This is a genomic window from Clostridium sp. CTA-6 (assembly GCF_054768115.1).
The window spans coordinates 126364-139818 of sequence record NZ_BAAAAU010000009.1; the positions used below are offsets into that span (position 1 = coordinate 126364).

Consider the following 13455-nt stretch of genomic DNA (forward strand, 5'->3'; position numbering starts at 1 on the left):
TTTCTCCTCTCTAATATCTAAAAAATTTTAAGAAACTATCATATAAAGATTTGCATCAAATTGTCCTTTTACAAAAACTTTTATATTAGGACTTATTCCTAATAGATATTTTTGACTATCTTCAGGTGATATAAATACATCTAAAATTACAATATCATTATCCGTTATCACTAAATGAAGCTGATTCTCTTTTTTCATATCTATATCTTTATTTACACTCTTTATATTATTTTTTATAATAAACTCGCTGCTTGAAGTAGCATAATATTTATTGATAGTAAAAATATCCTTAATATTAGCCAATAAGTTTAAATCTTTAAAGGTTTCTTTTGTCCAATGCTCTTCATAGGTATTCCATTCACTATTTGTTCCATAATTAATTTTTACATCTCCTGAAAAATATAAATCTACTTTTAACAAACTATTTGACACATAAGTAGCTTTAAATTCATTACAATTGCATTGAATCCAACTACCATTTTTATCATATTGCAAAGTTAGTTTGTCTATTTCTTCAATATTTTGTATATTATCCATAGAAAATAAATAAGCAAATCTAATTTTATTAGCAGTAATTAGTTCATTCCAAAACAGTGAATTTATAGAATTAAATACTTCTATAGGTATCCCTTTTTCTTTAATGGATTCTATTTCTAGTTCAATATTTTCCCATGATTGATTTTTAAAAGTTTTCCATGTTGTACCATCATCAACACTACAAACAATCCTAAAGTTATTTCCTAAAGCTTCAATTTTAAAACAATCAATGTTTCTAACATTACTTAAATTTAGATTATTTATAGGTATTAATAATCTATCATATGGAACTGCTATTGTTTTTAAGTTTTGTACTACTCCATCTTCATATACTTTAAATTTATCAACTTTTTTATAATCTGATTTTTTAAATCTAACTGAATATTCTACATCTTCATCAAATTCATTGATTAAATTAAATGTAGAATCATACTCTGTCTTTAAATGTGCTTTATCATCAAATAAAATTTGGTTATCTTTTTGAAATTGCGTAACTTCTGTATTCTTAAAATCATTTTTTATTTCTACAATATCATCTTTATTTTCTGTACTATATCTTAGTACATCAACTGGTAAAACTCTAAAATTTAAAGTCTTTATAGGAATCTCTATACTTTCTGGATTATCTGATGTTCCATTTACACCTGTTCTACATATTTGTTTTATACTTAGTCCTGTAGCTTCTCTTAATGTTTCCAAATTTATAGTTGTAAATTTGCCTGTATCTTTTGAATAAGCCACAACTTGATTGTCTTGTTTATTTATAACATCTACATCTTGAAGCTCCTCAAATTTAATAACTCTTCTATCCATTATTTCTTTTTGTATTTTCTCGCTTGACCATCCAGTTTTATTAGAAATTATTGCATCATCTAAGGCTATGTTTTTTCCCAAAGTTACATTAAAAAATTCACTCATATAGTCACCTCCTGTTCAATAATAAAATCCTCATTTATTTGTATAAATTATATCTTTATATTTTTGCCAGCATATTTATTTAAAACTCTTTCTCTCGGTATTCTTTTAAAAGGAACTATATGAAAATCTTTAGTATTTATTCCTTTTCTTAATCTTGTTATAGTACCTTTTTGGGGTATCATATAATTAATAATAGATCCTTTTCTCTTTCTTAATATAACTCCATTTTTGGAAATTATATAATCATTAATGTGACCGTTATTGGAGGTAGTATCTCTTTCAGCCGATACTATTATTAAATTAGGTTGTATGCAACCATCATATACTTCCATTAACTTCTACCTCCTTAAATCTTTATAGCAATACAAGAAACACCTTGTAATGAATTAAAATAGTTTATCCCTCTGCCTTCTCCTAGATCCTCATAATCCTTATTTTGATTAATTAGATATTGACCAATATTAAATATTTTATACTGGTCATTATCTATCTTTACTATGTCCCCATTTACTATATTAGTGTTTGGCAAACCATATATTCCATCAAGAATACCCAAAAATCCAGTATTAGGCACATTATTATTTAAATTATCTGCCATTAAATAAATTGGATTTAATAAATATAATCCCATAGGATTAGGATTAAACAGATTAAGTGAACAGAAAGTTTTAGCAAATTTATTATACTGACTTCCATTGCCTGTAGAACCAGGTGCTTTATGCCAATATACCCTCGGAGTATTACTAGGACAATCTCCTAAATTAGAAGCAGCAATGATTTGATTAGTATATTCCTCTCCCTCTAAATTAGTATTTATATCTGGATATCCTACATATATGAAATTAGGATATGTTACCATTGAAACAGTATGAAGCTCAATTATTATTAATATTCTATAATCAAGTATGTCTACATAATAATTGTATAGTGTATCTGGATTATGGTTTGCTATATTACTAGGAGTAAATAGAATTCTATTTTTCATTCCTAATTTTGTAAAAGTTCCATTTTCTCCTGTAGTATTACTAGGAATATAATTATCGCTTAACCATATATATAAATGATTTCCTGATATTTTAGGATTGCTTAAATCTGGACTTTTCAACCTCATAAATATATTTTCTTTTTTATAACCTATTTGAGGACTTTTAAAAATCCATCCATCATTGCCACCAACTACATAGTCATTTATTTTATTGCTTGAAATTTCAGTCCAATTTGAACCTGGAGATAAAATTGCTTTATATATTTCTGTCATTAAATCTTTTTTTGCACAAGTTCCTTTTACTAACATTAAAAGTCATCCTTTCTTTATAAAATTGAATTTAGTCATTTGAATTAATCTCTAGACCTAAAATTTTTATATTTAAAATTACTGAAGAATTTTGATTTGAATTTACCATTTGTGTATGAAGTTTGTTCTCTTTATTTTCTTTTTCATCCTTATCTTTATAAGGAACAAATACACTGTCTGTATAATGAGAAACTCTATTTGTGTCATATAATAAAAATCCATTTGTAGACTTATCAAAAATCTTAAATTCAAAATTGCTACCATCAGCTACATCTAAATAAAGTGTAGTTATTATAAAAGAATTTTCTCCTAGATCATAATCTTTATCTATAGTCCCACCAGCATCTATATTTACTACATCATTTATCTCCATATACTTCAAACCTGAACCATCACCTCTTTGTGAACTATTTGTATAGTTTAAAATTTGCTCCATGATTTGTTCACTACTCCAAGTTGTAATCCTTGAGATTTTACTATCATCAATAACTACATCTTTAGCTAAAGTAACATTAAAAAATTCACTCATATAGTCACCCCTATTCATTGATAACTAAGTGAAAATCCCTAACTGCAAAATTATGATTTTCTGCATTTTTAGTTATTTTTACATATATCTCTTTACTTTCACCCTGTTTTATACTATCTATAATTAAAGAATCTGTATAATTTACACCATGAAAAGACAACTGAATTAAATCATTACTCGGTGTCTCTGTACCTATTTTAATATTTCTATAATCCTTATCACCTATATTTTTAATTGTTATTAATTCTTCTAAATCTTGAAGCATAGCCGGATTAATATTAGTTACAACATTTCCATGATATATAATCTCAAAATTATATGGACTGAATACCCACATATCCCCATACTGTAAATTAAGAGTATCGCTAGTATATATTACTTTTCCATCCATATCTTTAAATGTAAAATATCCCATCATGTTACCATCTATAAAAACCTTACATTCCATATCTGAATTAAATAATCTAGTCTTAATTAATTTGTTATCTAAATCATATAATTCGCATAAAGTATTTTCTGGGAAATTCTGAATAGTTACATAGGGGTTAGAGTAAACCTTATAATTATTTAATATAAAATCTTCATCACTATACTTCATGAGACCTTGCTTTGTAAGTGGCTCTATAAATTCCATTCCACCTATATTTGTATAACTTTTACCATCATCACTTGAATAAGCTTGTATATAATTATCTTTCTTAAGTATTTTCCAATATCTATTTTGTTCACTTAATTTTAAATCCTTAATACCAAAAATATAGTCGCTATTACCTAAATAAAGCATAGAATAATCCATATCTTTCATATCACTAAAATTTTCTTTTTCAACTTCAAGAACAAATTCTTTATAATCAAATTTTCTTTCCATTTTATTATTACTTATTAATTTTAATTTACCTGTTTTAATGTCCCTAGTTACATTACATTCTCCTGCGAAATCAGAAAAAGAAGAAGCCAAGAAAAAATTCTCGGCTTCTAATAATCCATTTTTAACTTGTATAAGTTTCACAATATCAACTCCTATACAGATGGTGTAATAACATTATCTATTGGTACTATTTCAGATACCATAACTCTATTTATATTCATATACTCTCCACCACAATCTAACAAAAATCTAGCTTTATCTTTTGCAGCTTCAAAGGAGTTAGTTATTAATTCAATTCTCCATCCATAATCACTTCGTCTTTGTACCATCCACATTTTTTGTCTAGGATTATTAAAACTCCCTTGATTACTACTTGCTACTGCTTGATATCCATCATAATATCCAAATTCATTTCTCCCATAAGCCATATTTATTTACCCCCTAATATATTTTTCTTTTCAAAATTTTGTGTTTCTATCATATAGTGCCTATTTCCCTTTAGTTTATCTAAAGTCTTTATGACATCTCCATTAAATGCTACACGATTAAACTGTCTTTCTATATCCATATATTTTAAATTTCTCCATAATGGTACTACATCAAAATGGTGATATTTCATGTAGTCTATTAAATTAGCAAATAACATACCTGCATATTTAATTCCCATCATCTTATCTTGTGTATGATCTTTGTCCGCCATAAACCATATTTTTTCAGCTTCCCATCTCATCCATCTATATGTTCTTAAATAGTGTTCTCTGCTTCCACTTTTGTTCATTGCTTCTATTGTAGTCTCCATATTAAGCCAATCTAATAATAATTCCATAATAAATTCTATAGCTTCTTGTCCACTTACATTAGCTAATTGACTAGAACTATGCTGGACTATCATTCCTACTATATTTATCATATCTATCATTATTTCTATAGATAATTGCATTTCTTCTTTACCATAATTTAAATCAGTTCCTTGGGAATCCATATATGGTGCATAAGATATAGGATGTTTATTCTGTTCTATTAAATTTCCATAAGGCTTAATCCTACTGTTCACTAATAATGGTTTATTAGAATAATTATAATCTTTTATAGGTAATATTTTCTCATCTCTAGGGTCAGTTGCTTCTAATACCCACCATCTCTTAATTATCTTTAAATCTCTGAAATTAAAAAACCGTTTAAAAATATTTATTTTTGATTTTTTAATTAAATTCATATGAATTCTTTTTGAAATTTTAATTTTATCCTTATTTAAACCTAATGATTCACCCTTATAGATATTTTCAAATTTATTATTTTCAATAAGAAATAGACCAGTTCTAACAATATTGGTTGTAATATTTTTTTCTAAAACTACTATGCTGTGCTTCCCTATCTTATGAAAATTATTTTTATTTAATCCTAAAATATTATTAGTTTTATATATTGTATTTAGAGTATTAATATAGAACAACTTTCTATAAATATATCTCATAATATCTGTAGGATAAATTCTTAATACATTTATGCAATTATGCTTATTAAGTTTAAAATTATTTGTTTTGTATGACAATTTAGTATAATTATTTAAATATATTTGCTTTCCTATCTTTCTATATAAGTAAATATTTGTTGATATATCTACTCTTTTTTCATGTCTTCTACTAACATTAATAATATTCTCTTTAATACCTATCTTTCTAATGACATCAATATTTATATTTATATTATTTCTAATAATGTGAAGACTTCTTATTTTTAATTTATCTACTATAATAATTTTTCCTTTACTTATTTCTGTAGCTTTATTATATATTTGCAAATTAACACTATGGTTTATATCAATACCTTTAAAAAAGTTTCTAGTTAATGATCTAATATTATAGCCTATATTAATATCCTTATATTTTTTATGATCCTCTAAATTTAAAATATTGTTAGAATTATTTAATTCGATAATATTAATTATTCCAACTTGTTTTAGCTGCTCTCTAGTAAATCCTAAATTCTTATAAATGTCTAAATGAACAATTTTATTTCTTGTAAATTCATTAATTTTTATTTTTTCCAAATTATAATTTTTGTTTTTTATAAATTTAAAATCATTTTTACTTAAATTTTTAGGTAAGCCTTTAATTATCTTTCTATTTTTAACACTTAAATCTTTAGCTAATCCTTTAGTTATCTTTCTATCTTTAACACTTAAATTATAATTATATATTTTATATATAGAATTATTTTCTTTATAAAATAATTTGTTATAAAGTTTTTCTATTCTAGTATCACCTTTATATAACAAATTGGAGATACTACCTTTTTCTATTTCTATATTTTTTTTATAATATAACTTAGTTATATTATTATTTTTAGCAATACCTTCTCTAGTATCATATATAAAGATTCCACTAGAAAGAGTATTATCCCCTACATACTTAAAACTACATAGGGGAATTTTATGTAGGGGCATTTATACCACCTCTATTCTGATTTATACCATCTGATTGCGATACAATACAATGGATTAGGACTATTGTTCATTAAACTATATGGTGCTGTAATTTTAAACTTTTTATAATTTTCTTCTTCCTCTGTACCTTTTTTATAAACTAGCGTATCCTTATCCCATATTCCATTACTATCCCCAGCTAATACATTAATCAGCTTTCCTCTTTCACCATCAACAGGATGAAACAAAATAATTTCATCAAATTTATGTTTTTTATGATTCCACCTGCTACCTTCCGTATTACATTTATCTACAAAAGTTGTTGTTGTACTAAATTCAGGATAATGAGGCTGCATCGGCATACCTATTTTATTACCTATCATACATACATCTGTAATTCCTGTAGCAGTTCTTTCACCAAACTTTTTTGTAAAAAATGGTGGTATATCTGAAGATGTAACTACTCCAAAGTTATATTTATCATCTGTGGATGCTGAATCTTCCATTGGTCTAATAGCCCCAATATAAGCATAACTTGTTAAATTATTATTATAAGGGTAGTTATCTGCACTTTTATCCCCTTCTAGTATTATATTCACTGAATCTTTTGTGATATTTATATAATATTCTATAGGTAGCCACTCACCTATTTCTGGTGCAAGTTTCTTATACCATGCAAATCTTGATGGTACAGAACAACTCTCTTCTACTAAATCTTTAATATCTATTTCTTTTTGTTCTCCATCTACCTCTACAATTTTTTTAGTGTCATGCATCTCTTTACCTATAGTTATATACATATGGTTTCTATTGTCCATTCTACCCTTTAACATTGCTAATTTTTCTTTTTCGCTTTGTGTCAGTTCCATACTATTTCTATAACTTGCCAAAGAATTTTGTTCACTTTGAGATAATCCCAATCCAGCATATTGTTTATAAAGTATATTTATTATAGAATCAGTATAAAGTTTTGTATTGGTTTTGAGTTTACTCCAATCTATCAATTCTTGAGCAGTTAAATTGTGTGCATTCCTATAAGTGTCTAATTCATTTTGTTCAGCAGTAGAAAGACTTTCACCATTATAATATTTTCTAAGCAAAAATAGCTCTCTATCATTTGTTATATTTTTTCTCATTCGTAATTGTTGCAAATTATTTTGTTCATCTATATTTAATGAATCTAAATTTTTCTTTATTAAATTTTTCTCAAAGCTTGTTAAAGGCATAGCCTCAACATATCTATTAAGAAGTATTATTTCCTGTTCAGTAAATGGTTTACTGTACCTTTCTTTATCCAATAGTTTTTGTTCCTCACTTGTTGGAGTTAATGCTGCTGTCCTTTCAAATCTAATATAAAATTCTTTTCCATAAGATGTAGTAGCTTTTATCAAACTAAAATTTCTAACTTTATCTATTGAACTAGGGCAAACTAAATCCCATTTATAAATTCCAGCATTTTGTGTTATTTCTTTTGTTAAGTTTTTAATTATATCTTTTACACTTGTGTTCCCATTTACACAATAAAAATTATCTGTAGCCATTTTATCTACCCCCTGTTATCAATTATTTATTTAAATTTGTTATTTTTAAAGTATTTAAGTCTATTGTAAATATATCTTTTAACCCTCTATTTGTATCTAAATTCACATTAAATTTTTTAAGCAATTTATTACCATAAGGTCTATATTGATATATTTCCAAAGTTACAGGATCCTTTAGTTTTACTCCATTAAAATTCTTTACACCTATATGAAGCTTTTTATTTTTGTATCCTTTAACACTTATTATTTCAGGATTTTTGTTTGTTTTATGACTTGTATAATCAAAATTAAGATAAAATCCATCATGGTATTTATTACCATACCAAACATGTTTATCTTCTATATATCCATGCAAATCTATATCTGCGTCTGTATTCTCTTCCCAATTCATTACTACTGCTATGTCCCAATCATTTGGAATATCTTCTATGTTTGGCGGTGGTTCTACTGTAATACTAGAATCCTCTCCATCTATATACTCTAGATCTATCATTGTTTGCCTACTATTGCCGCTTAAATTATGCAAAATAAAAGAAATAAGAGTATTAGCACTTACTTTATAAAATGTATTAAAGTATTTATGCTCTCCTATTTCCTTAGTTGTTGCATTATCTATTATTTTCATTTTATTAACTTCTAAGCTATATCTATCATCCTTTTTCCAGCCTGTTTGATTAAAATGCAGTCCTGTAATATATACATCTTTATCAAATCTAAATTGCTCTTTATAATCATTTTGTATTGCTGGGATGTCTAATAATATACCTTTTACCTTTTGAATGCCTTCAATTTTTCTATATATTAAAGAATCAATTTTCTTCTTTAGACCTTCATATTGTACGCTTGGCAATAGATCTTTTAATTGTTGTAATAACTCTTGTATATTATTTGTATTTATTTCTGGATAATTAGTTCTTATATTATCATCTATCAAACTTAATAAATTATTTTTTAAATTATCTGTAAGCTCATCAAAATTAATTATATATTTAGGTAAACTCATAATTTAACTCTCCAATACACAAAAATCTACCCATAAAACTTTACTCGTTCCACTAATATTATTGTAAATAAACTCAACTGTCCCATTTATAGGATAAAATACATTGAAAAATTTATGTTCACCATATTCTTTAGTACGTACACCTTCAAATAATTTATCATTGCCTATTTGCAAATCCCAGCTATCTTCAAATCTCCAGCTTGATTGTGAATATGTTATACCTGTTATTTGTCCATTTCCCTTAAATCCTATTATATGCTGTCCTTCTATTGCAGGAATCTCTAGCATTTTTCCATAAATTTTTTGTGTACCTGATATACCTAAATTTCCACTTAAATTATCTAACTTTACACCTAAGGCATTTAAAGCATTTATTAAATCATTATAATCTACACCTTGTATTTTATCTTTAATTTGTGATAATAAATTTTCCATATCTTTAGTAGAAAAATTTATATTGCCTATGTCAACTTTTACACCATTTTGTAAATAATCTTTAATAAGATCTGAAAGTTCATCAAAGTTAACTACATAGGAAGGTAATCCCATATTATTGCCACCTCCTATACATAATCTATTATTTCTAATTTACCATGACTATCTTTAATTAATTGTATTGTTTTATTTATATTATTAGGATAGGTTGTTTTGATTCTATATACTCTGCCTTCTGCATTTCTAATTAGTTCTTCTTGCCATTGCATATCTGTTCCATTAGCATATATAAATTTATATGCTTTATTATTGCTATCTCTAATTATTCTACATGGATATTCAGGTAATTCACCAGTATACTTTGAATCTTGACTTGTATTTATTTGATTTTTAAAATCCCTTTTTCTTAATTCTTGATCTAGAATATAGACTACTGGCTCTCTAAAATTTTTATATCCCATATGTGCCATGTTAATCACCTACTATTGCTTTAATTTTCCACCGCCTATTTGGGTGCATTGTTCATATACCTTCCTTTTATCTCTCATACCTTGTAATTGCAATGTATCTACATATGTGTCAGCATTTATTTCTGTACTTATTCCAACGATTAAATACCAACCACTACCTCTTTGATTATTTACTAATTTAACTACTTGTCCTAAATCAATGTTAGGTATTCCAGCTACTGGCACTACATTTAAAACAGTACTTTCTCTCCACATATCTAAAAATTTATATCCTGCTACCTTTTGTTTTAATAATGAAGTACTAGCTAATGGATTATCAATTATGTCTACCCATCTTTCGCCATTTAAATAACTAGTCATGGTTTTAGATTCAAAAATAGAATATTTATCATTACAACAAATTTTTAATATATTTCTCATTAAATTAGAATCTCTACTGGCAGTTTCACTAGATAAATTAGTATCAACAGATAAGACATAATCATGATGATTTGATTCATGATTTGATTCACTATAAGCAGGATATTGTTCTTCTAACACTATTGTACCGCTTTTGTTTGCCCTTATTCTAGCATACATAGTTTCTACTAAATTACCAATTATATCATTATACATAGTACCTATTTCGCATTCTAATTTAGGTACAGTATAATTATTTCCTCCACTTCTTTGAAAACTACATTTAGCATCTGATACAACAGTAGAAATTATATCTGTTGCAGTTTTATTATAGAATTTTAATTCCTTATCACATAAATTTAGCATTCTATAATACATATCATGGCAAGTCATTTCTATCGTTTTATCAAGTGTATTATAATCATATTTTTTTATTACACCTGCAAATTGAAGTACATCCTCTATATAAATTTTTACCTGTGCAAAATTATCTATTACGCCTTGCGTTCCTCCTGCAAAAATAGCAGTAGGTAGATTTTCATATTGCGCTGTAATCGTAGCTTCAGCAGTAGGTGTAGTTAAATTTCTATTTATTTTTACTGACACTAAACAATGTTCTAATATTATTTTATTAGCATCACCATCTTCAAAAGCCTGATATCCATTTTTTTTATAAAATTCTACTTTACACTTTGCCATTATCCTTCACCCATCCACTAGCTTCATGATTACATAAAAGCTCTAAATTTATATAATATATATCACCTTCGATAGGAGTATCTATCTCAAACTTATTTTGTAAATATCCTTTGTATTGAATTCCAAATTCATCTACAAATATGAATCTACCTGAATAATTTTTTCTAAAGTTTAAAAACTTAGTTATATTACTTTGTGTTTCATCATCATTTTCTCCTTTTATATTAAAAACAACTGTAAACTCAATAATACAATCACTTTTAACACCTTTTTCAAAATATGTGTATCCTTGTACTGTTCTAATACCCTTACGAAAATAAGCAGGACGAGGTGGCTTATAATTAGTTATTACGCCACCTGTATTTTTTCCATCTTCATAAAGTAGATCTACTTTAAAATCTTTTATTCTATTTAAGTTCATACAAGCCACCTCCTAATCTCTTAATACATCATTCATAAATAATCCTGTCATAACATTTTTCATAGAACTTTCTGTCATTTGTTTAAATTCATTAGCTATCTTAGTAGCCCCTTCTTTATCTGCATTTGGTATAGTTACATACATTTTTATATCTTGTGTAAGTCCCATACTTTTACTCATATTATTAAGTCCATATGGAGATCCATAAGTACCACCATATGCTCCAGTACCACCATACGCTCCACTAAGTGACATATTATTTAATCCATTAAAATTTGCTCTTACATTACCTAAGCCTTTGATCTTATCGGCCATATCTTTAATTTTAGTATCTACAGCACTTTGTTGGTTATCAATACCCTGTATGAGACCTTCTCCAAGTGATTTACCATAATTAGAAAATACACGTGATGGAGAATTTATACCTAAAAAGCTTTTGAATCCATCTGCTATTTTACTTGCTAAGCTTCCTATTGCTGCTCCTACATTTCCAAACATAGATTTTATACCATTTATAAGGCCATCAACTATATTTTTACCTATATTAAAAAGTGTTCCTGCTAGATTACCTAGTCCCTTAAATATATTAATCCAACCTTGTACAATTCCATGTAATATATTTCCAACACCTCGAAATATCGCTATACATCCATTTATTATGTTTTGTACCATTCCACCTACCCATTGAAGTACTTTAATGAATCCTTGAAATGCATGAATAGCTCCTTGTATAATTGAGTTTATAACTTTACCTATTCCTTTAAATACATTTCCTATGAATTTTCCAAACTGAGTTGCATATTTTTTCAAAGTATCCCAATGCTTGATTACTTCATATACTATAAATCCTATTGCTGCAATAGCAGCTACAATTATAAGTGTATGGGGAGTAATTAAAGTTCGTAGCACACTAAATATTCCAGCAGCTTTTTTTAGTTTGCCGAATACACCTATTACATTATTTATAGTGCTTACAATTTTACCAAGCACGGTAAATGTTTTAGCAACTCCGGCTATTGATACAATCATTACTGCAATAGCATTTTTTACAGGATTGGGTAATTTATTAAATGAATTCATTAATTCTATTGTTTTATTAGCTACCTTTGCAAATATTGGGATTAACTTATTATTCAATATGGGTACTAACTGATTATTAAATATCGGTATTAATTGTTTTACTATAGATGTTTGTAATTGTGCAAAAGAATCTTGTACTTTTTTTATGGAAGCTTGTATATCCTTTTGAATTTTTTCATAATTGCCCTTTGCAATATTAGCAGGGCCTTTTTTTGGGTTCTTACTCTTTGCTTCTTCATCAAGAGTATTTTTTATCCCAGTTTTAAGAAGATTTTGTGCCGCAGCACTAGGCCTTTCCATAGATTTTCCTATGTTACTGAAAGTCTTTGCTTTTTTGGTTAGTGCTTTCTGCAGCTTTTCAATTTTAGTTTTTTCTTCCTCAACTCTATGCACGAATATTTCCAATTCTCTTCCTGCGCCATTAATGCCCCTTGTAAATTCAGTAGTATCTAATGTTAGCTGAGCAACTGCTTCTCCTACCCTCACTGCCATATTTTTTCTCACCTCCCACCTTTGGGAATAAAAAGTTTTCTAGCTTCATTTAAATAATAATTTAAATTTTTATTACTTTAATCTCTTTTTATATTTATTATTTCCTTTTAAATTTATATAATATAGTTTTAATATTTATTTATGGTTAAAAAGCAAAAAGTTAAAAACTAACTTTTGCTATTAGCGTTTAACCATTGAATAACATCTTCATTATTAGTTTTATTTGTTCTATCTCCATCTCTAAACTTAGGCTCTCTAGCATCTTCTTTACTAATCTCATTTAATATATAAACACAGGCCTCATCAAAACAAAAGGCCTCATAATCATTAGTCAACCCTATAAC

14 protein-coding genes and 1 pseudogene are annotated in these 13455 nt (G+C 26.8%); all 15 read right to left on the reverse strand.

The window, feature by feature from the left end:
• Nucleotides 1-27 precede the first annotated feature (27 nt).
• The 15 genes and pseudogenes from ACYUDJ_RS14915 to ACYUDJ_RS14985 all read right to left on the reverse strand — a co-directional run bounded on the left by ACYUDJ_RS14915 (nucleotide 28) and on the right by ACYUDJ_RS14985 (nucleotide 13446).
• Entirely contained in the window at nucleotides 28-1455 is a 1428-nt protein-coding gene (locus ACYUDJ_RS14915; protein ID WP_071236014.1) for a hypothetical protein, read from the reverse strand.
• A 47-nt stretch (nucleotides 1456-1502) separates the two neighbouring features.
• Nucleotides 1503-1787 (reverse strand): hypothetical protein, encoded by a 285-nt coding sequence (locus ACYUDJ_RS14920; RefSeq protein ID WP_043032265.1) that lies wholly within the window; start codon nucleotides 1785-1787, stop codon nucleotides 1503-1505.
• Nucleotides 1788-1801: 14 nt separating this feature from the next.
• Entirely contained in the window at nucleotides 1802-2749 is a 948-nt protein-coding gene (locus ACYUDJ_RS14925) for a hypothetical protein (protein WP_043032266.1), read from the reverse strand.
• A gap of 31 nt (nucleotides 2750-2780) precedes the next feature.
• Complete coding sequence (locus tag ACYUDJ_RS14930; protein ID WP_043032267.1) at nucleotides 2781-3278, reverse strand: hypothetical protein; 498 nt, start codon at nucleotides 3276-3278, stop codon at nucleotides 2781-2783.
• A gap of 10 nt (nucleotides 3279-3288) precedes the next feature.
• On the reverse strand, nucleotides 3289-4287 hold the full coding sequence (locus ACYUDJ_RS14935; RefSeq protein WP_043032268.1) for a hypothetical protein: 999 nt from the start codon (nucleotides 4285-4287) through the stop codon (nucleotides 3289-3291).
• A gap of 11 nt (nucleotides 4288-4298) precedes the next feature.
• Complete coding sequence (locus ACYUDJ_RS14940; protein ID WP_043032269.1) at nucleotides 4299-4574, reverse strand: hypothetical protein; 276 nt, start codon at nucleotides 4572-4574, stop codon at nucleotides 4299-4301.
• Between the two features lie 2 nt (nucleotides 4575-4576).
• Nucleotides 4577-6592 carry a hypothetical protein gene (locus ACYUDJ_RS14945; RefSeq protein WP_043032270.1) on the reverse strand — a complete coding sequence of 672 codons (2016 nt, stop codon included), beginning with the start codon at nucleotides 6590-6592 and terminating at the stop codon, nucleotides 4577-4579.
• A gap of 11 nt (nucleotides 6593-6603) precedes the next feature.
• Entirely contained in the window at nucleotides 6604-8112 is a 1509-nt protein-coding gene (locus ACYUDJ_RS14950; protein WP_043032271.1) for a hypothetical protein, read from the reverse strand.
• 22 nt (nucleotides 8113-8134) lie between these two features.
• Nucleotides 8135-9115 (reverse strand): hypothetical protein, encoded by a 981-nt coding sequence (locus ACYUDJ_RS14955; protein ID WP_043032272.1) that lies wholly within the window; start codon nucleotides 9113-9115, stop codon nucleotides 8135-8137.
• A 6-nt stretch (nucleotides 9116-9121) separates the two neighbouring features.
• Nucleotides 9122-9664, reverse strand: a pseudogene (locus tag ACYUDJ_RS14960) (caspase family protein); the annotation flags it as partial.
• Nucleotides 9665-9678: 14 nt separating this feature from the next.
• Complete coding sequence (locus tag ACYUDJ_RS14965; protein ID WP_043032274.1) at nucleotides 9679-10020, reverse strand: hypothetical protein; 342 nt, start codon at nucleotides 10018-10020, stop codon at nucleotides 9679-9681.
• A 12-nt stretch (nucleotides 10021-10032) separates the two neighbouring features.
• Nucleotides 10033-11118 (reverse strand): hypothetical protein, encoded by a 1086-nt coding sequence (locus ACYUDJ_RS14970; protein WP_043032275.1) that lies wholly within the window; start codon nucleotides 11116-11118, stop codon nucleotides 10033-10035.
• Entirely contained in the window at nucleotides 11105-11539 is a 435-nt protein-coding gene (locus ACYUDJ_RS14975; protein ID WP_043032276.1) for a hypothetical protein, read from the reverse strand. The genes ACYUDJ_RS14970 and ACYUDJ_RS14975 overlap by 14 nt, the downstream gene beginning before the upstream one ends.
• A 12-nt stretch (nucleotides 11540-11551) precedes the next feature.
• Complete coding sequence (locus ACYUDJ_RS14980; RefSeq protein ID WP_043032277.1) at nucleotides 11552-13111, reverse strand: phage tail family protein; 1560 nt, start codon at nucleotides 13109-13111, stop codon at nucleotides 11552-11554.
• Between the two features lie 167 nt (nucleotides 13112-13278).
• On the reverse strand, nucleotides 13279-13446 hold the full coding sequence (locus ACYUDJ_RS14985) for a hypothetical protein (protein WP_043032278.1): 168 nt from the start codon (nucleotides 13444-13446) through the stop codon (nucleotides 13279-13281).
• Nucleotides 13447-13455: the final 9 nt, after the last annotated feature.